This is a genomic window from Dictyobacter alpinus (assembly GCF_003967575.1).
In the GTDB taxonomy this organism is placed as follows: domain Bacteria; phylum Chloroflexota; class Ktedonobacteria; order Ktedonobacterales; family Ktedonobacteraceae; genus Dictyobacter; species Dictyobacter alpinus.
This window is the reverse complement of record NZ_BIFT01000002.1, coordinates 209,109-232,613: the sequence shown is the minus strand read 5'-3', so window position 1 is coordinate 232,613 and position 23,505 is coordinate 209,109. Positions and strand designations below refer to the sequence as shown.

The 23,505-nt window shown below is 50.7% G+C and carries 22 protein-coding genes; 7 read left to right on the top strand and 15 right to left on the bottom strand.

Annotated elements, in window-relative coordinates; translation table 11 throughout:
• Nucleotides 1–12 precede the first annotated feature (12 nt).
• Both EL633_RS23115 and EL633_RS23110 read left to right on the top strand, forming a co-directional pair.
• Nucleotides 13–2,193, top strand: coding sequence for a PAS domain S-box protein (locus tag EL633_RS23115; protein ID WP_126629666.1), 2,181 nt, complete (start codon nt 13–15; stop codon nt 2,191–2,193).
• A 270-nt stretch (nt 2,194–2,463) separates the two neighbouring features.
• Nucleotides 2,464–3,216: an MBL fold metallo-hydrolase gene (locus tag EL633_RS23110; protein ID WP_126629665.1), complete on the top strand. Its 753-nt coding sequence runs from the start codon at nt 2,464–2,466 to the stop codon at nt 3,214–3,216.
• Between the two features lie 131 nt (nt 3,217–3,347).
• On the opposite strand, the gene EL633_RS23105 is transcribed toward EL633_RS23110, so the two are convergent.
• From EL633_RS23105 to EL633_RS23050, 12 genes are all read right to left on the bottom strand, one after another.
• Nucleotides 3,348–3,539: a hypothetical protein gene (locus EL633_RS23105; RefSeq protein ID WP_126629664.1), complete on the bottom strand. Its 192-nt coding sequence runs from the start codon at nt 3,537–3,539 to the stop codon at nt 3,348–3,350.
• Nucleotides 3,508–4,530, bottom strand: coding sequence for an amidohydrolase family protein (locus EL633_RS23100; protein WP_126629663.1), 1,023 nt, complete (start codon nt 4,528–4,530; stop codon nt 3,508–3,510). The genes EL633_RS23105 and EL633_RS23100 overlap by 32 nt, the downstream gene beginning before the upstream one ends.
• Nucleotides 4,531–4,573: 43 nt before the next feature.
• Complete coding sequence (locus tag EL633_RS23095) at nt 4,574–5,113, bottom strand: (2Fe-2S)-binding protein (RefSeq protein WP_126629662.1); 540 nt, start codon at nt 5,111–5,113, stop codon at nt 4,574–4,576.
• A 32-nt stretch (nt 5,114–5,145) separates the two neighbouring features.
• Nucleotides 5,146–7,407 (bottom strand): xanthine dehydrogenase family protein molybdopterin-binding subunit, encoded by a 2,262-nt coding sequence (locus tag EL633_RS23090; protein ID WP_161982364.1) that lies wholly within the window; start codon nt 7,405–7,407, stop codon nt 5,146–5,148.
• 79 nt (nt 7,408–7,486) lie between these two features.
• Nucleotides 7,487–8,560 carry an FAD binding domain-containing protein gene (locus EL633_RS23085; protein ID WP_126629660.1) on the bottom strand — a complete coding sequence of 358 codons (1,074 nt, stop codon included), beginning with the start codon at nt 8,558–8,560 and terminating at the stop codon, nt 7,487–7,489.
• Between the two features lie 352 nt (nt 8,561–8,912).
• Nucleotides 8,913–9,284: a DUF302 domain-containing protein gene (locus EL633_RS23080; protein ID WP_218027562.1), complete on the bottom strand. Its 372-nt coding sequence runs from the start codon at nt 9,282–9,284 to the stop codon at nt 8,913–8,915.
• A 329-nt stretch (nt 9,285–9,613) separates the two neighbouring features.
• Nucleotides 9,614–10,372: an SDR family oxidoreductase gene (locus EL633_RS23075; RefSeq protein ID WP_126629658.1), complete on the bottom strand. Its 759-nt coding sequence runs from the start codon at nt 10,370–10,372 to the stop codon at nt 9,614–9,616.
• Between the two features lie 79 nt (nt 10,373–10,451).
• Complete coding sequence (locus tag EL633_RS23070; RefSeq protein WP_126629657.1) at nt 10,452–11,033, bottom strand: TetR/AcrR family transcriptional regulator; 582 nt, start codon at nt 11,031–11,033, stop codon at nt 10,452–10,454.
• A 115-nt stretch (nt 11,034–11,148) separates the two neighbouring features.
• Nucleotides 11,149–11,946: a HAMP domain-containing histidine kinase gene (locus tag EL633_RS23065; protein ID WP_126629656.1), complete on the bottom strand. Its 798-nt coding sequence runs from the start codon at nt 11,944–11,946 to the stop codon at nt 11,149–11,151.
• 214 nt (nt 11,947–12,160) lie between these two features.
• Entirely contained in the window at nt 12,161–12,958 is a 798-nt protein-coding gene (locus tag EL633_RS23060; protein ID WP_126629655.1) for an MBL fold metallo-hydrolase, read from the bottom strand.
• Between the two features lie 42 nt (nt 12,959–13,000).
• Entirely contained in the window at nt 13,001–14,239 is a 1,239-nt protein-coding gene (locus tag EL633_RS23055; protein ID WP_126629654.1) for a macrolide family glycosyltransferase, read from the bottom strand.
• A 172-nt stretch (nt 14,240–14,411) separates the two neighbouring features.
• Complete coding sequence (locus EL633_RS23050; RefSeq protein WP_126629653.1) at nt 14,412–14,969, bottom strand: hypothetical protein; 558 nt, start codon at nt 14,967–14,969, stop codon at nt 14,412–14,414.
• Nucleotides 14,970–15,172: 203 nt separating this feature from the next.
• Here EL633_RS23050 and EL633_RS23045 point away from each other — a divergent pair, with 203 nt between their 5' ends.
• From EL633_RS23045 to EL633_RS23035, 3 genes are all read left to right on the top strand, one after another.
• The gene (locus EL633_RS23045; RefSeq protein ID WP_126629652.1) at nt 15,173–15,766 is read left to right on the top strand and encodes a TetR/AcrR family transcriptional regulator; all 594 of its coding nucleotides are present in this window, start codon (nt 15,173–15,175) and stop codon (nt 15,764–15,766) included.
• A complete protein-coding gene (locus tag EL633_RS23040) occupies nt 15,763–16,683 on the top strand; it encodes an LLM class flavin-dependent oxidoreductase (RefSeq protein ID WP_126629651.1) in 921 nt (306 codons plus the stop codon). The genes EL633_RS23045 and EL633_RS23040 overlap by 4 nt, the downstream gene beginning before the upstream one ends.
• Nucleotides 16,684–17,191: 508 nt before the next feature.
• On the top strand, nt 17,192–17,686 hold the full coding sequence (locus EL633_RS23035; protein ID WP_126629650.1) for a hypothetical protein: 495 nt from the start codon (nt 17,192–17,194) through the stop codon (nt 17,684–17,686).
• A gap of 100 nt (nt 17,687–17,786) precedes the next feature.
• Here EL633_RS23035 and EL633_RS23030 read toward each other — a convergent pair whose 3' ends face one another.
• From EL633_RS23030 to EL633_RS23020, 3 genes are all read right to left on the bottom strand, one after another.
• Nucleotides 17,787–18,440 (bottom strand): hypothetical protein, encoded by a 654-nt coding sequence (locus EL633_RS23030; protein ID WP_126629649.1) that lies wholly within the window; start codon nt 18,438–18,440, stop codon nt 17,787–17,789.
• A gap of 338 nt (nt 18,441–18,778) precedes the next feature.
• Nucleotides 18,779–19,735, bottom strand: coding sequence for a S41 family peptidase (locus tag EL633_RS23025; protein WP_126629648.1), 957 nt, complete (start codon nt 19,733–19,735; stop codon nt 18,779–18,781).
• The gene (locus EL633_RS23020) at nt 19,732–20,295 is read right to left on the bottom strand and encodes a winged helix-turn-helix domain-containing protein (protein WP_126629647.1); all 564 of its coding nucleotides are present in this window, start codon (nt 20,293–20,295) and stop codon (nt 19,732–19,734) included. The genes EL633_RS23025 and EL633_RS23020 overlap by 4 nt, the downstream gene beginning before the upstream one ends.
• A 412-nt stretch (nt 20,296–20,707) precedes the next feature.
• Between EL633_RS23020 and EL633_RS36705 the strand changes: the two genes are divergently transcribed.
• Both EL633_RS36705 and EL633_RS23015 read left to right on the top strand, forming a co-directional pair.
• Nucleotides 20,708–20,884, top strand: a complete 177-nt coding sequence (locus EL633_RS36705; RefSeq protein ID WP_161982363.1) for a hypothetical protein — start codon at nt 20,708–20,710, stop codon at nt 20,882–20,884.
• 397 nt (nt 20,885–21,281) lie between these two features.
• On the top strand, nt 21,282–23,495 hold the full coding sequence (locus EL633_RS23015; RefSeq protein WP_126629646.1) for a TOMM precursor leader peptide-binding protein: 2,214 nt from the start codon (nt 21,282–21,284) through the stop codon (nt 23,493–23,495).
• Nucleotides 23,496–23,505: the final 10 nt, after the last annotated feature.

Below are 23,505 nucleotides of genomic sequence, written 5' to 3'. Positions count from 1 at the left end.
AGTGATTACGATATGTCCAATCAAACAAGGAGTAAACATCTGTATTCGACGTCTCATGAGACGCTCAGCCAACTTCTTGATACCCTTTCAGATGCCTTCATTATCATCGATGACAGCGGCACCATTATCTATACCAATACCAGCGCATGTATGATGGTAGGAACCACCCCAGAATCATTGATTGGAACCTCCTTTTGGTACAGTGCTTCCCATCTGATGAGCCCTACCCTCTACCAGGCTGTGTATGCAATGAAACAGAGCCAGAAACCGACCGAAGTGGAATATATTGTGCCCGTGACGCAAACCCGGCTTCACGTCCAACTCTCTCCGATTGCTGAAGGGCTCGTGTTGCAATTCCATGAGGTGAGAGAACCCGATCAACCTCCGCAAACAGTTCCCAAACTGGAGCATCTTTCCTTTGATGACCTGAATGGTTTGCATACCAGGATCGGGATTTTAACGCCTGAGGGGATTGTGCTGGACATCAATAATGACGCCTCGTTCGACGAGCCACATTTCCAACGTGAAAAGGTGATTGGCTGGCCACTGGCTGATATTTACTGGTGGGCCTTTTATCCTACCAGTCAACGCCAACTACGCGCTGCTATCACACGCGCCAGCCAGGGAGAAACGGTCCGCTTCGAGACGCTGATTCACCCCAGAAAGGGGCTCGACCTGTATATTGAGGTCATCATTATGCCTCATTGGGACATGCATCAGCATGTCGATTACCTCATCTACGCCGGGACGGATATTACCGCCCGTAAGCGCACCGACGAAGCCATACATACCCTGCTTGATGCGCTCCCTCAGCTGGTCTGGCTCACACACCCCGATGGATCGGTTATCTATAACAATCAACGCTTGATCAACTATTTAGCGCTTACCCTCGAACAGGTCCAGGAGAATGGATGGATGGCGTTCGTGCATCCGGAAGATCTGCAACGGGTGCGGGAGGTGTGGCAGACGGCTCTTCAGACTGGCATGCCCTTTGAAATAGAATATCGCATGCAAGATGGCAACAACGGAGTCTATCACTGGTTTCTGGTCCGAGGCGTGCCACAGCAGAATGAGCAGGGAGCGATCCTCCATTGGGTGGGGACATGTACCAACATCGACGAGCAGAAGCGCATCGAAGAAGCCTTGCGTCAGAGCCAGGAATGCGTAAGCGCCTTGATGAACTCCTGCATTATTGGTATCGTCATTACCGAAGGGGAACTGGTGGTAGACGCGAATGGCACTGCTTTGCGTATGACTGGCTATAGCCGCGAAGACCTGCATGCCAGACGCATAGACTGGATGCAGATGACACCTCCTGAGTATCACACTCGAACCGTACAAGCGCAGCAGGAATTGGCTGCCCAGCACGCGATCGTGCCCTATGAGAAAGAGGTTATCTGCAAGGATGGTAGTCGCCTTCCAGTCATCGTAGGACAAGTCGCATTAAGAACTCATCCGTCTCGGACCATTGGCTTTATCCTGGATAATTCGGCCCGCAAAGAACTCGATCAACGCAAGGATGAATTCATCAATATGGCCAGCCACGAATTGAGGAATCCGCTCATGGCCTTGAAGATGCGAGTTCAGCTGACGCGCAGACGGCAACAAAAGCAATCACATAACGAGGTAGTCACAGCGCTTTCCACCCTGGAGGAGCCCATTAAACAACTTGAGCGCCTGATTGAGGAGCTCCTCGATGTCTCCAAGATTCAGGCGGGCAAGCTGGAATACCGGAAGGAGCGAGTGGATCTTCATGCGCTCCTTCGAGAGGTCACCGACACTCTACAATACAGCTATCCATCCCATCGTATTGTAGTAGGTGCGCCAGCGAGGGCTTGCCTGATCGGGGATCGAGACCGACTGGGACAGGTCCTCACCAACCTGATCAGCAACGCCATCAAATATTCCCCTCAGGCACAGACGGTCGAGGTGAAGATGGACACCACTGAAGATGGGATCACCGTTCGTGTGCGTGATCATGGCCTTGGTATTCCACGAGAACAGTGCGAGAAAATCTTTGAACGCTTCTATCGGGTTGCTACTCCCCAGCAAAAAGGGATCACCGGCCTGGGCATGGGGCTCTATATCGTGGCCAGGATCGTTAAGGATCATGAGGGTATCATCACAGTGGAGAGCGAGGTTGGTAAAGGCTCCACTTTTACCGTCACCCTTCCCCATAGGAGGTGCGCTTGAACCACTTTCGTCAAAGAGTAAAATCTTTGTGCTCATCGGGCGACAAAAGCCCTGTTGTTTATGAATAGCGCGAAATGCTTTCGTATTTTTAGAGCCTCTACAAAAGTGGTTCGAGCGCATTTCGCCAGGAACAGTGTGGTCGGGAAGGTGGGTTCATACTATTTGCCGTTGGCAAGGACTTACGTTTACAATCTTGTTATAAACATTTTCAGATGTGGTGAGCAGGTCAAAGTATAGTATATTTTAACAGTCATGAAACAGGAGCGTAGTATGCAGATACAACTTATTCGTAGTGCGACGTTGCGCATTGTCTATGCAGGACACACCTTTCTTATAGATCCCTATCTAGCGGCTAAGCAAACTCTTCCATCTTACGCTGGTCGCTCTTTGAATCCACTGGTGGATCTGCCCTTGACTCCGCAAGAAATACTGGCAAGGGTAGAAATGGTGCTCATCTCCCATCTGCATAGCGATCATTTTGATCAGGCGGGGCGAACAGCAATGAGCAAGGATCTTCCGCTTTTTTGTCAACCTGCGGATCAGGAGCGGATTGCGGCATATGGTTTTCAGCATGTAATGCCAATTGAGCCATCAGTGGTCTGGAATGGCATAACTATTATGCGCGTACCTGGACAACATGGTAAAGGCGAGGTCCTGGCGGACATGGGAGAGGTTTCAGGCTTTGTTTTTCAACATGAGCAGGAGCCAACATGCTACTGGGCGGGAGACACCATCTGGTACGAAGGGGTACAAGAGACGATTGGGCGCACGCATCCGGCGGTTATTGTGACTCACTCCTGTGGTGCGACCTGGGGGCAAAAAGGCTTTATTGTGATGGACGCGGAACAGACCGTGGCTGTCTGCCAGGCGGCTCCGAATAGTACTGTGGTGGCAACGCATATGGATTCAGTTGACCATGCAACTATTTCGCGCTCCGACCTGCGGGCATATGCCAGAGAGCATGGAATCCGTGATACACACCTGCTGATTCCCCAGGATGGGGAGACGCTTACATTTGCTTGAGTGCTGTGTTGCTAGATCTGGAGAAGAAGCGATTTCTCCAGATCCAGGATGGCGAATTCTGACCATATGCACCAATTATTTCATACCCCCTAAAGCTTATCCCCCCTTTACCACGCCAGGACCGCTCAGGGTCACTTCCAAGCTGTTGCTGCCGCTGTTTTTTGCAACGACATGCGTCCCATCATGATCGCCCTCACATCGACGCGTTGTTCGGTCGCATCAACAGCATCCCGTCCATTCGTTCCAGGCGACACCCTTGAGGTGAAATGGATTGGATCCTGGTTCTTACGCTCATAGGTGTAAGAGGCGCTCCGCGTTGCCATGTGCGATCTTTTCCTTATCGGCGGGACTGACCGGCAACTGTTCCAGAAAGGTATATGCCTGTTCCATCGGGCTATAAGGATAGTCGGCGGCGAACATAGTCCGGTCAACTCCTACTTGCAGCAACACATTAAGAAAGTTTGGAAGAAAGTTGAAACCACTGAACGTGTAGTAGAGGTTCTCGCGCAGATAGGCTCCAAGTGGGCGATCAAGTTTCGTTAATTGTCTGGGTAACTTGAGATCAATTCTAGGGAGCATAAATGGAAGCGCCTCGCCCATATGACCGATGATCAGTTGCAAGCGTGGATAGCGGTCGAAGGCTCCACCAAGGATGATGCGTAGGACGTGGGCCGCCGTTTCGATGTGCCAACCCCAGGCAACGGTTGAGAGGGCGACCGCCACCTCGGGTGCATAGTTTCCTGTGTATGATGTCGCAACTACCTCCTGTGGAGGGCGGGTTGGATGGAGGTAGAGCGGCACTTGCAGTGCTTCGGCACGTTCCAGGATTGGCCAGAAGAATGGATCATCCAGGTAGCGGCCGCGAATATGGCCGTTAATCAGTGCTCCTTTGAAGCCGTAAGTACGCACGGTGCGTTCCAATTCTTCGGCGGCGGCGTCTGGCACTCCGGTTGGCAACGCTGCGAATCCAGCGAAACGGTCTGGATGACGTTTTACTGCCATCGCGAGAAGGTCGTTGGCATCGCGGGCAAGTGCCAATGAGTCATGAGCGTCAAGCTGCTCTGTGCCAGGAGCGGCCAACGAGAGAACCTGCATGTCTATGCAGGCGGCATCCATTTCTGCGATCCTGTGATCATCAAGGTCGTACAGCCGATCGAGCAGTCCTTTCATGCTCGCGGACTCCTGGGAATGGGCTTGAGCAACTTGTGCTTGATCCTTGAGTTGGTGTCCTGGCTCTTGCATGAGGGCTGGTATCGCATAATGTTCTTCCAATGTGATTGTGCGTAACGTTCTGCTGTTTTCTTGTTGTGTCATAATTGTTGCACCTCTTTGTTCAAGATGTCAACAGCCCTGCTTTTCAGTCACCTGCTGCGCCTCTGGATTGCTTCACCTGCTCGATGGCGGCGATGATGTTGGGATAGGCCGCGCAACGGCACAGGTTACCACTCATGAATTCCTGGATTTCGGCGCGGGAACCTGTCTGTCCCTCTTCTACACATGCAATCGCCGACATGATCTGGCCGGCTGTGCAATAACCGCATTGAAAGGCGTCCCGGTCGATAAAGGCCTGCTGCATAGGGTGGAGTGTACCGTCCGCCTCTGCGAGTCCCTCGATTGTGGTAATATCGTGCTCTTGTGCCATCACTGCCAGCATGAGGCAGGACAACATGGGCGTTCCATCGACATAGACGGTACAGGCCCCACACTGCCCATGGTCACATCCCTTTTTCACACCGGTCAGACCAATCTGCTCGCGTAGCGCGTCGAGAACTGTTGTGCGTACATCCGACTCGATCTGGTAGCTTTTTCCGTTCACGCGTACAATATACTGCTGCTGTGGATTGGATGGTGTTACTCCACCTCTTTTTGGCAAGGAGCCGATAGAATAGTCTTGCATCTCTACTTTCCTTTGTGTTCTGTGCGGGACGGTCAGGCCTCGATCAGTTTGTCTAGCGTAATCGGCAGGCTGCGAATCCGCTTGCCTGTCGCGTTGAAGATTGCATTGGTAATCGCGGCGGGAACTCCATTGCAGCCTAACTCACCGACACCATGAGCACCTAGTGCTCCCATGTTGGGATCGGGGATGTTGAGGGACTCGATCATGATCTCTGGTGTATCCGCGCAGCTTGGGAAATGGTAATCGGCAAGATTGCGGACAACGGGGAGACCACTGTGAGGATCGTAAAGCGATTCTTCCATCAATGTGGCGCCCAGGCCGAAGATCATCCCCCCCATCAACTGAGAATGAGCAGTTCTAGGATTGATAATCCGCCCAACGTCATAGACTCCGCACAGTCGCGCGATGCGGATGGCGTTTGTTCTCTCATCGACACGTACCTCGGCGAAGACCGCGCCAAAGGAGAAGAAGGCGAACTGCTTGCGCTCATCTCCCGGTCTGGCGGTACTGCTTGCGACGAGCTGGGAGAGTCCGGCGCGCTGCAGAATCGCGCGATACTCCTCGCCGATTGAGACCTGTTCGCGCAGGTGTAGTCGTCCCTCATGCGCGTCGATTGCATCGAGTGTGGCCCTGAAGAGTGGCGAGGCCGGGTCCTGGATCGCTCTCTTCTTGAGTTCTGTGACGACATTGTGGGCGGCTTCAAGTACAGCTGTTCCGACCGTGGCGGTCGTGACTGATCCATGTGTCGAAGGGGCGGTCGGAAAGTTGGTATCACCCAACTCGAAGCGGACCCGTTCAAAGGGCAGGCCGATCCCATAGGCTGCAATCTGGCGGAAGATTGTGTAGGCACCATTGCCGAGCTCATGGGTGGCGCTACATACCAGCGCGTTCCCATCGGCGAAAATGGTGGCCTGGGCCGATGCCTCTACCCGGTCGGCTGGAAGCATCGCGCTCGCCATGCCATGGCCGATCAGATTGTTGCCAACCCGCGTCGAGCGTGGTGTGGGATTGCGTGCATCCCAGCCGAAGAGCGTCTTGCCGCGCGCGTAACACTCTCGAAGTCTCTTGTTTGAAAAGGGGAGGCCGTTGTTCGGGTTCGTTTCCGCATAATTCCTCAGACGCAATTCAACGGGATCGATCTTTACTTCGCTTGCGAGCTCATCCAGCATACACTCAAGGGCCCAGCCGCCTGGCAGGAAACCTGGTCCGCGCATCACGGTGGGCGAGGGGAGATTGAGATAAGAGAGTTGGTTTGAACAGCCTATGTGTGGAACATCATACATCATGAGCGTCATGCGCGAGACGAACTCGGTATAGCCACTGACCTGTGACGAATGCGTGTGCGAGTCGTGTCTGAGTCCTGAAAGCTTGCCGTCCTGCGTCGCGCCAAGGCTGATGGTCTGTTTGGTTCCGGCGCGATGACCGGCCACCGAGTACATCTGCTGTCGGCGCCATTCAATCTTGACAGGACGCTTCGCTACACGGGCCGCGAGCACGACCAACAAAGGATTGAAGAAGGACCAGGCTTTGGAACCGAATGCTCCTCCAATGTAGTGGGAAATAATTCTGATATTTTTCGCAGGCATGTCGAGAGATTGAGCGAAGACGTCGCGGAGTGTATCCAACGCACGTGTGGTGTCGTATAGTTTGAGGTATTCCTCGCCATCATGCATGTCCCACATGGCGATGGTGGATAACAACTCGATCGGATTGTGGTGACAGATCGCTGATTCATATACTCTCGACATCTGTACTGGTGCCGCCTCGATGGCCTCGCGCGCATCGTCAGTGTTGATCTGTAAGGGCTCATTTCCGAGGAATAACTTTGGGAATACCTGCTGGCTTGCCGTCTCCATAACGAGCTCCGGCGCCTGCTTGTCGTAGGTGACGTGGACAAGCGTTGCGGCATAACGAGCTTGCTCCGATGTATTGGCCACTACCACCGCGATAGATTGAGCACCATAGTAAATAGTCCCATCTTGCAACGGTAGCCGCCTTTCGGCCAGTCCTCCCTCACCAGTGAGGGCGAAACTTCCCCCGTTTTCTGGATAGGGCCGCAGGCGTGGCGCATTTTTGTGCGTGATGACGGCAATCACGCCGGGAGCCGCAAGCGCCTCTGCCGTATCGATCTCGCGGATGGTTCCTCGTGCAATTGCGCTATCGACGACCGCGCCGTACGTCAAATTCGGGACGGCCCATTCCGCGGTAAAGGTTGCGGTACCTGTAACCTTCTCGTAGCCTTCTATACGTGGAAGAGCTTGACCGATGGAGGTAAACATTTGTGTATCGTTCATAACTTTGCCTTCCTTAGAGAAAGAGAGAGGAATTGGTGTTGAGAGGCATGTCATCCTGAGCAACATTCTGGCTCGCGCCTCATAACGGTTCGACAATGCCTGCTATGCCACCAACGCTCGACGCGAACGCTGTGGCTTGCATTCCTTGTAGTGGTTCCAATCCAGCGGTCTCAAGAAGTGTTTGTTGGACCACCATCCGTCCAAGCTCCAGTTTGTAGCTGTTCATGTTGTACGGTTGGGCTCCTTCAAGCGCCCGGGTCGCTGCTCTCTCGAACAGCTCTTTCGTGGGAAGTTGGCCCTTGAGCATTGCTTCGGCCGCGTATGCTCGCCACGGTTTGGCCGCCACGCTCCCGAGCGCGATACGTGCTACCGCAATGCGCTCGTCATCCATGATTAGCGCTACCGCGCACGACACAAGGGCATAGGCATACGAAGCTCGGTCGCGTACCTTAAGATAGTGCGAGTTGCCCTCGAACGCGGGTAACTCGATCGCGACGATCAGGTCGTCCTGGCGCAAATTCGTGTCGATATGTGGCGTCTCACCCGGTAGGCGATAAAGCTGTTCGAAGCCAATTTTTCGCGGACCGTCTGGACCTTCGATGACGATGACCGCCTCATGGGCCGCTAACGCGGTGGTCAGATCGGAGGGGTGCGCGGCGATACAGGTGAGTGGGCTTGAGGCACCATAATCGCTCTGGCCAAAAATGGCGTGCATTCTGTTATAACCGTCAACAGCGGAGCAGCCCGTGCCAGGATCTCGCTTGTTGCAAGGCTGATTGGGATCTCGCAGATAGGGGCAACGAGTGCGCTGAAGCAGATTTCCGGCCATCGAAGCCATATTACGAATCTGATGCGATGCTCCAGCCAGGATCGCTTCACTAATGGCGGGATATGTCGCGGCAATGAGGGGATGTCTGGCGGCAGTCGTGTTCTTGACATTGGCCCCAATGCGCAGGCCACCAGATGGCATTGGCTCAATCTCGACAAGCGGTAGCTGAGAAATGTCGATCAGTCGCGTCGGATGCTGAACATCTTCCTTCATCAAATCGACCTGACTGGTACCGCCCGCGATAAACTGTGCACCAGGATCTTGCGAGATCATCGCTATTGCAGAAGGAATATCCAATGCACGTTGATAATAAAATGTCTTCATTACGGATCCTTTTACCTGCTGTGTGATTTTGTGGATATCAGCCTGGTATGACGGCCTAAGAAGAACAGCTAATTGAGGACCATTTCCATTAAGAGTAAAATACGAATATACTTTTTGTCAAGATAATTACTTCTACAATATAGAATCTAGAAAGAGTATGAGGGAAAGGTGTTTGCTTTCGGGGGGAAGATAAAATGGGATTTATTGGCCTGTATGCTGCGTGCGGACTCAGCAAGGACCCGCAAGTAATATAATGTCATGGCCCATCTTAATAGATGCGTTTGGAGCTGTGCATAACGTGTGGCTGTGTGGCTATGAAGGGACAAGGAATTTTGAGTTCACATCTGTCCGGTCAGGTGATGCTTGAAACAAGGTTAGCCATGTTGGCTTCAATCGTCTCGATAGAGTGTTTGCTCCTGGCTCCCAACGCGTGCCGGGTGGCAAGCCATGCCGCCTCGTTGTAGGTTAACCACACCCTTCCCTCTTGATCTTCCCAGACCAGCGCCTTGATAGGAAGATCTATCCCGGCTGTTTGCTTGTCCTGCATAAGTGGAGTGCCGCCCATGGGGTTGCCGAAGAGAAGTAATTCCGTTGGACGAAGATCTAGCCCAACTTCTTTCGCATTGTTGGCGTGATCGATCCGAGCGAAGACTCGTAAACCCGCTGCGGTAATGACGGCGGTTAAGCGATCAAGCGTCTCACCAACTTTGTACTTACTTGCCACTGTGATCAAGCCATTACTACTCATGTGTTTCCTCGTCGTTCGTGGTATCTGCCTTTAGCATACCATACTTTAACATAGCTGGGAGATACTTCTGCGGATCTCTGTTCATCGTCGTTCGTGGTATCTGCCTTTAGCATACCATACTTTAACATAGCTGGGAGATACTTCTGCGGATCTCTGTTCATCGAGGTGAAGTGGTCAGCATCCTCATCAAGATGCGGGCGAAGAGTGAGCACGTTTCCCAGCCGTACGCTGGGAAACGTGCTCAAGAGGCGTGAGCGTATCCACGACCACTCCCTGCCCTCTTGATTGTATGGCGTGATCCAGCTTCAGATCGCGTTGATCAGGATGCCACCCTCTGCAGCAATCTCAGATCCTACTACAAAGGAGGATTGGTCGGAAGCCAGGAACAAGGCGACATTGGCGATCTCTTCTGGCCGTCCCATACGCTTGATCGGTATACGCTCCGCCAGTGTGTTCTTGATCTGCTGAACGGTTGCCTCTGGCAGCTGCCCATCTCTCTCAATAATAGGAGTCTCGGTAGGGCCTATCGTGATAGTGTTGACGCGAATGCGACGTGGCAACAGTTCAGTGGAGAGCGTACGTGCCAGCGAGTGAACGGCCGCTTTACTCGCTGAATAGAGAGAACCACTGTCCGACCCCATTTTAGCGCTAATTGATCCATTGAGAATGATCGATGCGCCATCGTTTAAGAAAGGCAGGGCCTTCTGAATCGTGAAATATGCACCTTTGAAATTGGTGCTAACCACGCGGTCAAACATTTCCTCTGTCGCGGCTTCTATCTTTCCACCTCCAACTATGCCTGCGTTGACAAACAGGACATCCAGCTTGCCGAAGGCTTCATGTGTACTTGTCATCAGTTTGTCCAGATCACCTGCCCTTGTGACGTCGGCTTGAACTCCCAGTACATCTGCCCCTAAATCATTGGCGACCGCCGCCAGTGTCTCGGGATCACGACCCGAAAAGACGATTTTGGCTCCGTTCTCATGAAATTTTTTGACGGCGGCCAGACCAATTCCACTGTTGCCACCTGTAACCAGGGCAACTTTTCCTTCTAGTACATTCATAGTTGTTACTTCCCTTTTATTGAACCATCAATTGTGTCTATATTCTTGAATCTTCGTTCAAGAATATAGACACAAAAAATTATCCCAACGCCATCAATGCTGTCTCTACAACGTCTTGAAGCGTTTGACGATCAGGATTAGCACGTGAGAGCACGCGGATACCCAGGAGCGTATTGAGCAAAAAGCGAGCCAGCTGGTGGGGATTGGCCTTCCAGGACAGCTCACCTGCGGCTTGCGCTTTGATCAAGACATGGTAGAAAGCCTCCTCTGTTTGATCCAGACCGCCCTGCACTTTTTGCGCGACCTCTGGATCGTGCGGCGCCAGCTCGATGCCAGCATTGACCATGAAGCAGCCATAACGGGTTGGACCCGTGAAGGCCTCTTCGATACGATCCTGAAAAAAGTTCCGTAAAGCGTCGCGGAATGAGTTCTCCTGACCCTGCAGATTGTTGAGCGGTCCTCCGCTTGTTCCCATATAGCGATCAAGGGCGATCAGATACAGTGCGTGCTTGTCACCAAAGGTATCGTAGAGGCTGCCGCGCCCAATGCCTGTGCACTGAACAAGGTCCTCCACGGACGACCCTTCATATCCCTTTTCCCAGAATAGATCCATGGCTTTGTCAATCACCTGGTCGCGATTAAATTCTTTTGGCCGTGCCATCTCGTTGTTCATCCTCCTCATACAAGAGTATAGCAGTTCTGGAATAAAGAGTCAAGAATAGCAGTATAAAAAAAGATGCCGCTATGCTGGCATCATTGGTTTCCAGCGAGAGAATCTACTCTCTCACGACGTTGACAATACTGCTCTCTTCTACTAGTGGTAAAGCAATAGAAATACTCCCTTCCTGCTCACTCCAGAGATATCCTCCATGTTCGTGCAAAATCTTATGATTCAGCGCAGCACAAGCTTCTGACTCGCCCTGTTCAAGTTGCTGTATCAGTGCTTCAAACGCCGTTTCACTTTCGAGTTTGAGTTTGAGTTTTGGCAAATCGCTTCTGAAGCGAAACGTTATTTTCGCTTCCCAACCTATGGAATTTTGAAAGGGCTCAAGATGGATCTCGGTAGGCACACTATCCGTATGTCTTACGATTCTAGGATTGAAGATAGTATGTTCAAAAAGCGCCTGCATCCAGAAAGGATCACACATGATAAACAGCGGTTGAGTGGGCATATATACCTGGAAGACGTTATTGGGACAGAGTAGAGCGCGCGTATCTATGATTAGCCTGATTAAGGCCACGAGGTCAGTTCGGATAAAGTGCAAATAGAGCGGCTTATCTGTTGCCTCAGATGAGAGGTTGCGCAGTTGAACTAGCAAATTATTCAAGAGCCTTTCTCGATCTTGCATCGTTCGCAAATAGCTTAACGCGCGCTCATTTCGAGCTTGCCAGACATGCTGTGTGGGAGGGAAAGGTTCTCGCGCCTGGTCTGAGATGGCCTTCTGTAACAGGTGCCGGTATCCGGAAAGCACAGCCAGTCCATTGCCCACTTCATGATGAATCAGTTTGAGTAGCGCGTAGTTGATCGGAGCGCTTCGAATGAGCTTGACAATGTCGCTTTCACTTGTTGTCATGTTTATTTTCCTATCTGCCCGCACACTATCTCTCTTTTGATGCCCTCTCTTGTCTACACGATAGGGTAAGCTGATTCTGATACATTGCCAAAGGCCTTTTTCGCGTAGCTTTTTGGGCTTGCCTTTTCCATCCCACACAATAAATCTGGCCAGGATAAAGAGGTTGCTTACTATATTTCGCAAGCTGAGCTTCTTTTTCAGGCGCGAAACCATCTTAGACATTGAGTCTAATAACCTGACCAAAAGGAAGGAAGCATAATCGTTGCGTTAATCCAGCTGCGGCAAATGCTTGCTCAATCTCGGGACGTCCCTCAGTTAAGTGTGACCATCCCTCATAATGGATAGGAATGATAGTCGCCTTAGCAAAGAGATTTGCGCATGCAACTCCCGCTTGCCCTGTGAGCGAAAGGGGATCTGAACCAAAGAGATCAACACGAGAGGCTCCAAAGTGCAGGAATGCAGTCCCAACGTGATAACGCTGGCCAATCTCTACAATATCTTCATATAAGACCGTATCCCCTGAAATGTAGAGTGTACCATGTTGCTGGCCTTCCCACTCGAGCATCCACCCGGTGACATCGCCGATGGCCGCCTGTATCGCTGCTGGCCCATGACGTGCGGGCATCGCTGTGATCTGGATATGCAGACCATCGGGCGCGGTAAGCTCGGTTGTTTCCCAGGTCTTCATACCGCGAGCCTGACCCCCCAGATTCTGCGCGCTCTTAGGAGTGGTCAGGATCTGGTTAGCTTGCGGGAGATACGCACGACCTGCATGATCCAGATTATCAAAATGTTGCTCGTGGCTAAGAAGAATGGCATCGATCCGCCCAAGATGAGCAGCAGAGATGGTTGGGTCAGCGGTTTTGACACGTGGGGCCGGTTTACTGTCATAATGAGTTCCAGCCGGATCAAAGGTTGGATCAGTGAGCAGACGGAGTCCGCCAATTTCAAGGAGAACTGTCGGACCACCACTATGGGTGACCTGTACTGGTCTGGCTGCTGATTGTGACATGGTTTTTCCTTTCGTTCATCCTCTGCGCACCCCATCTTCTGGTCAGGCATTGACTGTGTGATGGGTACGCATATGATTGAGAATCAGATTAACCGCCGCCTGTACCCCACCCGCTGTGGCGATGGCGTCTTGCATGTGCTTGACGCGCAGACGAATATCAGGATGATGAGCCACAGCATTGACGGCCTCTCGGAGCGTCTGAGCATGCATCTGCTCAGTATCCAGGGCCATTCCGAGACCGAGTTCCTCGACGCGGCGTGCGGTATGTGTTTGTTCAATCGTTTGGGGAACCACGATCAGCGGAACCCCGGATGAGAATGCCTCCATAGTACTATTCATGCCACCATGCGTGATAAAGATACTTGTGTGAGCCAGAACATCGAGCTGTGGTACAACGGCATGGACAAGGAAGTTCTCGGGAACGGGGTCCAGATCCTCAAGTCGTACCTGTTTCCCAATGGACAACACGACCAGCGAGGGGAAATCAGCAAAGGCGCGGAAGCATTCATTATAGAAATCTGGGCGATTATTAAAAGAGGTCCCAAGTGAAATATAGAGTACCGACTGCTTGTGCAAGCGTTCAAGTGGAAAAGGTGTCGCATCATGGCTTGCTAAGATGCAGGGACCCACAAATTGAAAGCGGCTATCAAAGGTGTCACCGGCATATTGAAAGGCACGTGGAAGCATCATGAGCGTCAACGGTTCAGCTAATGAGAAGATGTGCAAAAAATCGAAAGGCTCAATTGCATAGTCTATGCAGAATTGTCTGACACGTGCATGAAGGGAAGCCCTCCGTTGCGCCAGAATTTCAGCCTCTTCTGGCAAGGCAGATTGTGTAATCACATCCGGGAAAAGTTGAAACTGTTCATTGGTGGCATAAGTAGTACGGATCAAGATCCCAGGAACATGGAGGATCTGTGCCAGCATGCGACCCCAAGGTGCACTTTGTCCATAGATGATCCCGTCTAGCTCTTTTCCCTCCATGTCTTTGAGGACTATGGGCAGCAATTGCTGACAATCCTCAAACAGCATCTCATTGAACCGTAAAAATCGTGCACCGTTCGAGAGACTCCCCTCATTTTGCGTGGTCATATCAGGCCCACTGTTCAGATGGGATAGATAGCCACGGAAGATCGCTCCTGTTTCCTCAATCGGCTGGCGAAATTCTTCGGTGAGGTAGCAAATAGCCCGCTCACCACGCGCCACAAGTTCCTGTACTATGGAGAGCATTGGGTTCAGGTTGCCTTGTTGCGGAATCGTAAAACACAGATAGGTTGACATAGAAAAAAACTTCCTTCACTGAAAAAGCACACTATTTTTCGTCTTCTTAGTTCAAAGAATAGTATAAGGCTGTGTTGCAAACAATGTGGCCAGCCCCATTGCTTCCAAGTAAATCATAGGTCGATTTGCGAAGGAAGAAAAATGAGGGACAATCCTTTTGACTTTATTTTAGCTATGAAGTCAGTTGCGACAGTTTGATCCAGTCGAGATACTCCTTTATATATGTAGGATCACTCCCTGGCACAAATTGTAAGGGTATTGCACATTCTTTTTGTTCTGCCAATATTTCTCGTATATGTTGTTCTAGCCTTGCCTGCACAAAGGTTGATTTGACTTCTCCCACAGGGAATTCGATATCAAATAATGTGATCGTTTCTGGTAAGGAAACAATACGTTCACGAATCTTGTCCCCTTCAAAAGATTGTATGTATTGCCTCACTTCTGTGATATTTTCTGATGACACAGACACAGTCATACAGAAAGATTTCCATGTTCCCTCGACCTTACCTTCACGAAAAACACGCCGTAACCATTTCAGCATTTTTACCTCTTCTTCGGTCAGTTCACGGTCAGAAACTGTCATTTGAAGGGCATGTAACGCCTCAATGGCTTGTAGCAGCTCAAGAGGTAGAGCATCAAAACATTCCTTCAAATCTATACTAGCCAGAGATATGCTTGTGTCTATGTTAATGAGGCGAACAGTTGATGGTTTGCTAAGACAGTTTCGCAACTGCAATTGCTTGAGAAGCCAGCGAATATGTGGAGTGTATGGCGGGCGTATTCAAGTAAGTCTGTATTCACCCAACTGTGCAGTTGACAAGCTACGTCTCCTCTGGTAATGTTCAACCAACTGTACGGTTGAATATGCTTTGATGGTTCTGCGCATCACAAAACCTTGAACAAGCGCAGGAAAGAAGACGGAGATGATATAGGATGGCAGACAAGAACGAGACCACACACAGGAGCGAGAATCGCACGCACGCTCTGATCCTCGCCGCCTCTCACCTTCTTGCCGAGAAGGGATTTGAGGGATTGCGCCTGTGGGAAGTCGCAGAGCAGGTCGGTATTAATCATAGTACGCTGCATCACTACTTTCCCACGAAAGAGGCATTGGTTCAGGCAGTTGTCCTCTATATAACACAACGTCTGGCCGAAACGGCAACCCCCACGGGGGGAACGCCGCCAGACCAGTTACGTGTCCATCTGCATGAACTGTTGCGTCGTACTCAGGCAGAGCCTGAACTCTTCGCTGCCTTACACGAAATTGGACTGCGTGCACAGCGTGATCCCGGCATTCGTGCCACCGCTGAGCTTCGGGAAGAGGAGTGGTACATGTTCCTTGTCAACACCTTGCAAGAAGGGATCAAGCAAGGAATGTGGCCGGAGGATCTCGATGCGCAGGCGGTTGCCTTTGCCATTATGGCTCTGATGAAAAGTATCAGCGTTCTGCCACCGGGAGGCGCGGAGCAAGCCGTCCAACAGCTTGAACGCTGGCTCATGAAAGAGGTAAAGGAAAGCAACGGATGACACACATTCAATTTGGTTTCACGCTCCCCATTAGCAACTCTGGTCTTTCCCAGCAGACGTTTCTTTCCCAGACTCGCGTTGCGCTTGAGACGATTGCAGGGCATTTTGATTCGGTCTGGCTCCCTGATCATCTTCAGTTTGGCAATCGTCCGCTCTTTGAAGGATGGACGATGTTGACCTATTTGGCAGCCCTGCGTCCCGAATTCCGTTATGGACATCTGGTGCTCTGTCAGCTCTTTCGCAACCCCGCGCATCTCGCGAAAATGGCGGTCACCTTTCAGTATCTAAGCCAGGGACGTTTTCTCTTTGGCATCGGTGCAGGCTGGGCGGAGGAAGAGGCAAAGGCATATGGTCTTCCCTTTCCATCATCGGGGCAACGAGTCAGCGAACTGGAAGAGCAGTTGCAGATCATCACGGCACTGTGGCGTGAAGAGAGCGTGACTTTTCTTGGCAGGTACCATCAAGTTCACCAGGCATCTTGTTTGCCCCATCCTGAGCCACTTCCTCCCGTGCTCATTGCAGGTTTTCAGCCGAGAATGATGCGCCTGATTGCCCGCTATGCTGATTGGTGGAATACAGGCGTTGATACACTGGAGAAGGCTAGGAGTCAGGTGAATGCGCTGGACGCCGCTTGTAAAGAGGTGGGAAGAGATCCGAAAACGCTACGTCGCACCGCGATGGTGCAATGTTTTTGCGCTCGGACAGAACAGAAGGCAAAGGAAGCTCTGGCAAAGCAAGGTGGGCCATTTGGACTGAATATTGTGGGGACGCCTGCCCAGATCGTAGAGCAACTCCAACCGTTTATTCATCTCGGTTTCGACTATTTCATGATTGCCGCCAGAGACTTCCCTCATGATCTCACGACGTTAGAGTTACTTTCTCACGAAGTGCTACCTGCACTCAATAAAGGACACTGATAAAGATCGTGTTTCCTTTTCGTCTGCGGTAATTGGGCAAGATAACCGGATCAGTATATCGCAAGGTAGTGGGCATAAGGTAACGTTTTTTTGTTGATGGAAGAGACATTTTGGAAGGAGGGACTATGGATAAGACAAGGTGGATACTGGCCGATCGTTACGGTCCTATCGGTTGGCTAAAGGGAATCAAAAGGAGTAGAGCACCGATGGTAAACACTCAGGATTCGTGATTCAAAGGTTGTTGCTTCCATGTATCTTGCTCTCTTTCGTTCAGATCCTATTTGAAGTTACCGTTTCACAGAAGAAAGAAATTAAAGCCCGATTACGACCTCAATTTACAAGGTATCATCCCTGAGCAAGAGGAAACGCTGACTCTGCTATTGTTTCCTTTAGTGCCTTGACTACAGAGAAAAGATAGCTCAAAAAACGGGCAGAAGCTGCGTCTATAAAGGTAGTACATGTGACAGCAAAGAAGAATGAGCAAGAGAGCCTGTAGGGGGTAAAACGATTGGATACTTTAAACAACATCAATGTCTTGATTAGTATCATCACTGGCTGTATCACCATTATCACGACAGTAGCCAGCGCGTTATCAAAAAGCAAATCAGTTCAAACCCGGCTACAAGATGCATCGATACCAGTGAATGTGCGCATCTCTTTACAAGATCAATGGAGCGGTTGGGGATTATTTGCCAGGATGCTCAATGGCATCATTAGAGGAGGTCTTGCAGCGGTCGTATCAACATTGGTAGCAATTTTCATTGTCAATTTTTTCTTTGTGTTTCAAACGCACATAGCATTGATGAAAGAGTTTTCCAATGCTGCAAATTCACAAGACGCAAGCAATGTTTTTAATGCTGCACTTACAAATTTTCAACAGGTGTTGTCATTTTCCAATCCCGTTGCGATTACGATAGGGCTTATTGTTGGTCTGCTTGTTGGCGTTTCAACGGGCATCTCAACCGTGACAGGTGGTTCGAGAAGAGAACGCATGTACTGGTAGTCATCTTCACCGATTGTTTTTTTCTTCCACTTGCTTACATTGTCATTTTAGATGCATATCCTGCTCATGAAGGACAGCCAGGAGAGATGTTATCTGACCTTTACCTTCCTGACTCTTTGAAAAACGAAATGAGGTGACGTATGCTTGCGCAAATCTCACTACCCGAACCTGTTTGTGATTGGTGTGCATTGATCCTCGTGGGTGGGTGACTGCCTGCTTCTCCACCTCGAGGGAGCCCGTATAGATCCAGACTCTCACCTTCGCGTTGGCCAGATCCTGTTCTCCATAGAACTTCCAAAAAGAGGGGGAGGACGGAGGGTGGAGGACCAGGGGCGCACTGGGTCATCCAGGTAGGGACGGCGCCACCGACCGCGATGCCAACGAGAACTGCATGAGCTTTTTCCGGGCTCATCGCCTGCGTGACTTGCAACCAGGCCACGTTGGCCTGACGCCAGGCTTCGCAGGCGCGCTGAAAGCGTGGAGCATCGGCAGGATGGTGGACGGTGTGTGGCATGATGGTTTCCATTTCGTGGAGAAACGCAGGTCGTTTCATGGTGGTGGTGTGTGCTGAAGGCAGTGTCTGCTCCTTTCGTGAAGGTCCTATCGGTCGGATGAAGGGAATCAAGAGGAGTGTAGCACCAATGGCAAACATAGCCTGGTTGTTTTTTTGCGTCCATGTGTCGTTGCGACGACAGAGGTACGCATGAAGGATGGTGCGCAGGGATTGGTGGTAAATGACCTGAAAAGTTGACACCTATTGACCCGAATGTTGCATTTTTGCCTTGAATGTTGAGCCGCCGTAATGGGCCAGGCGCTTGTACGGTTCCAGAGCCAATCACGATCTTCCATCATTGGAGATTGATCCACCGTTTTTGGCGAGAGCAGTGGTTATGTGCGCCTCTGGTTGATGTAAATGTGATTACTACATGACGGTAAAATGTGAGGCACAAGACACTGATTTAGCTTTATCGGGGAGAGATCTCCGCCTCAGTGTATTCGCCTCCTTCCTGTGGGCGACGAGATACTTGTGCCATCGACCGTCCTCCTTATTTTCTCACACTGTGCGAAACAAGAGAAATCTCAGAAAAATGACTACGGCTCCTCAAGCAGTCGTCTCGCCTCCGCGCGGCTCACCTCTGGTACATCGGAGTTGTCAGCGACCGTCCCCAGAGCTACACGATAGGCGACCCTGAGCGCGTTCGCTGCCGGGGTCGGCATATCTGGCTGGACACCGATCGCCTCCCAGTTGCTCCCAGTCACTGCGTTCACCGGTCGCGCAATCGGAAGCCGCAACTCGATATGTTCTCTTAAAGAGAGGACCAATGAGGCATGGGCTCCCCCCCGTGTTACCTCGCCGACCACTGTCGCCCGTTTCAGTGCTTGCAGGTCGTAGGCGAGCGCCTCGCCACCCGAGAAGGTTTTCGCACTCGTAAGGAGATATACCGGCCGATCAGTGTATCGAGGCCCCGGAACGTAACTCGCCGTCCAGAACTGACGTGTCGCCCCTTGCGAACCACTCTCTATAATATCGCTCAGATGGACCTCTCCATCTGCGAAGAGGAAGCTATTGAAGAAGGCAACGCCATCGGGAGCGCCGCCAAGCATGCTCCGAAGGTCGAGGATGAGGGCGTGTGTATATTGTACGAGCCGCAGTGCTGCTGTGATGCTCTCAGCTGCTGTTGCGGCATCGGGGATGATCGTTATTTCGATGAGGCCAATATTGCCTGGAAGTTGCTCAACGCGGCGGATGCCATTGTTCTCACGTTGGAAGCGCTCGCGTAGCGCGGCGACGAGATGTTCCTCATCTTGACTGGCCTGAGCAGACTCGTGCCAAATAAGCCGCAAATGCTTATCTGCACATGTCTCGAACAGATCAGCGGAGAGTCGATCACAGAGATTGGACTCCACAAAATTCTCGTAGACGCCAGCAGCAAGGTTTGCACGCAGCAGCGTTACCGCCTGCGCGGCGCGTTCTGGAAAAATGTAGCAATTGGTAAGCTTTTCTACAATTGCCTCAACCAAGGTCGATGTTTTAAGGGAAGCGTTCATTTCTCCTCCAAGGGCAATGGAAAACCAAAGGCGAGAATGCGCACAGGCAAGGCATCAGCAGGTACATCCTCAGCATCAGCGCGTCGCAGTGGAGCCAGCAAAACCTCGATATTCTTGCTCACCGCTTCCAGCTCATCAACCGTGAGGCGAAAACCTCGCGACTGGAAAAAAGCAACCTTGTCCCACGCGCCTAGATGTGAACGCGCGGTGAGAAAGCGGTCAAGCGCGTGCGCTTCTCTGCTGAGGAGTTCAGCGAGAAGGTTTCGCTCCTCCATGTCGCCAGCATGGCCTACAGGGATCATCAGCTTGCGCTCCTGGTAGCACCACCAACGCTCACGTTTTCCTTTAGACGGAATTTCCGCTACAAACCCGTAGCGGGCAAGTTGTCGAAGGTGGTAGCTCGTTGCTCCACTCGATTCCCCTAAGCGTTGGCCTAGCAGCGTTGCCGTTGAAGGGCCATCGAAGCGGAGGAGATCGAGCATTTCCAGCCTCAATGGGTGGGCGAGTGCCCGAATCGCCAGCACCTCATTGGCTTTCTCTCGATGGTTTGTTGTATTCATACTTGCAAGTATATCTTTGCAAAGAAACCTTTGTCAAGTGATTTCTGCGTATTTTTAACCCATACATTGAAAAATCGAGGCTTTATTTCCAACGCTCCAATCAAGCGTTTCTTTCAGCAGATGTTTGTATCATTCGCATCAGTGAGAATGCAGGTGTGAAACTATATGGCAATCTCGAGAGATAGACGTGATATATGGAGAGAAGAGCATTAGGAGCCTCCCAGGAGATATTTTACGAGAGGGGCTATTTCAAGGGGCTAGCCTCCGGAGACGTTTTCAACAACGAAGGGGTCTTTTATACTTGCCCTAGTGGGAGAAGAGGTGTTGAGCAGGACGCATGTGCTTGCAAGCGGTGCTGCAGATACATCTTTGATATCCCCACAAAAATTCGTTAGTAAGGAGGAACATTGGTATGAATGAAGACAAGAAGGTGCCATTTACGCAGCCGTTAGAAGATGCCAAAAAAAACTTCTTGGAAGATGAGCTCAATGATCTGGAATTTGAGATCGAAGAGTTGGAGACTCGCTTAGCATTTATGGTACCAACTGATGGGTATGGAGGCGGACATACATGTGGCTGTATATGCTAACCCTCGCTTGAAGGCCCATATGACGGTGTTCACGGAGGATGAAATACACTTCTGAGCACCGGTCACCCACTCCACACAAACAAGAAACGAAAGAATGAGACAGTTTTATGAGCGGATTATCTCAGAGCATCTCTTCGCATCAGCAGGAAGACCATGTGTTTCACTGCATCCGTATTCGAGATGAGTTGATGTACGTGTGCACTCATGGCGTTTACGTCCTTTGCCTCAGTTACGAAAGGGGAGTACGAACCTTCACCAGTTAATGATATTTGGCGAAATCAAAAACTGAGCTTGCGACTGGAGATCATCTCTTTGATGTTTGAGCTAGAGGAGTTCATTCGACAACACTATCTTCTTAATGTAGTTGTACCTGTGTCATTTGGCAAGGAGGAACCTCGTGCAAACCCTTATGGATATTCGCCCCAAAATCCACCAACACGTAGCGTATCTGCTTGATAACGAAGAACTTCTCTTTGTAAGTGATAAGATATCTTTACGTTTCAAGGGGAAGGCTATTATTCGCTGGTTTGAGCGCTTTGGTCCTTATCTCAATGGAGAGTATACGCTGGAGGAAATCTGTCAGGGGTTTAATCCTTCAGCATGTGAGAAAATTGCACAATTTGTGCACATGCTTAGAGAAAAAGGCGTGCTTCATGATGCCTTTCCTGAAGATGCCAGTTTGTTATCCCAGGCTGTCTCTCGTCACTTTCGTTCACAAATTGAGTTGCTTGATCATCTTACGCCAACACCGTTGCAGAGCTTCAAAGCTTTTCGCGAGAGTCGTGTCTTGCTCCTGGGATCGGGCGATGCTTTGATTGCACTGGGCCTTTCATTGCTTCGCAATGGGCTGAAAGCCCTTTCCATTTTGCCGATCGACAAAATGAATGGCCGCCAAAGCTACTTATCAGCATTGACTTCGCAGGTAGAGGGTTTGTCTCAAAATGGGATTGAAACGAATATTTCTCTTATTGAGGAGACGTTCCTGACTTCCTTTGAAGGCCTGAGGGACTACGATCTGGTTGTATACTGCTCAGAGCGGAGCTCCCTCAAATTGCTCTTTGAGTTGAATCAACGTTGTGTTGATGAACACGTCGCATTTTTCCCTTCTTTTTTATATGCAGGCACGTCTTTTATTGGCCCCTTTGTTGCTCCAGATAAGCAGACTCCATGCTGGCTATGTGCTCAGATGCGATTAACGGCCAATGAGACTGAGGAGTACGAGGCAACGTTCTGGCAGGCACTTGCTCTGGGAGATGGGCCCTGGCTTAAAGAGGTATCGATCTCTTTTCCCGTCACACGCATTCTGGGCAATACCCTGGCCTTTGAAATATTTCTATCCCTTTCGGGCGCTCACTCTGCTTATCCTGTTGGGAAGATGATTCTTCAGGACAGTGAAACCTTGGAGGTGAGCAATGAACAACTTGTTCCATATCCTCTCTGTCCTGTCTGCTCGCGCCCTGGTTCTTTCACGCATCCTCAGCAGTTGCTAGATGTCGTTGGTGGGAACTACGATCGCCAGACCACCAGCCAGGAACTGCTTGAGAAGATGAATCAGTTGATTGTTCCTCATTTTGGTATCTTTCAAGCATGGCAAGATGAGCAGGTGGAACAATTACCGCTTAGGTGCGCGACACTTGTGATGGGAGTGCCGTTCTCTTCACCAAGAAGACGGCAAGAGATAACCAGTTATAGTATCGAAGACTTGCGTGAGGCTCGTTGTTCGGCTTTTTTAGAGGCAACACTTCGCTACAGTATGGCTCTTGTTGATACCAGAAGAATGCTTTGTATGAATATGCATGAGCTTATCGATGCTCAGGAAAGAGCCATTGCCGAACAATTTCTGGTAACCTGGTCGGGCACATGCCTTCCTGAAGCTGATGGACGAAGGCAGTGGATGCCAGCATATTCTCTAAGTACAGAGAGCCTCTGTTGCGTACCAGCCGCAGCCGTCTATCTATCCTTAGATCTCAATGGAATGTTTGAGAAGACCTCTGCTGGTTTTGCCATAGGAAAGACATTTCAGGAGGTGCTAACAAAGGGGACGCTTTCTGCTCTGGCGTATGTTCATATCACAGATATTTTTGGAGGTCAGCAGCAACTTATCGAACTGACTGACGATGACCAGCCTTTCCTTGATCCAGATACCCTCTTTTTGCTGCGGAGTGCACAACGTTTCGAACGATCATTTCGCATAGGGGAGGTTGTTCACACCTCTCCAATACATGTTGTCGTAATCCGACTAGACGATGCGACTGCTGAAGAGTGTGGTCTCTCATGGGGGTATGGCCTTTCAGGGAATGACGCCGTCAAGATGGCGCTTAGTAATTTGGTCGCTCGCCTCCAGTCACACACAATGGGCCAAGACTATGATGGTAATTATACAGAACTCTTGCTGGATCCGAAAAATATTGCTTCCACGGATTGTTTGTGGCAAAAACGTGCCGGAAGGATAGGACAACCCCCAATACCCTTTGAGGTTCTGAAAAGCTACTTGCAGGAGCAACAGTATGAATTACTCTTCGTTGATATGACCCCCTCAGACATTCGTGCACAGGATGTGTTGATCAGTGGAAAGGTCTTGTTGGCACGCCAGGAGACACCTCACCTTTAAAGGAAGCACA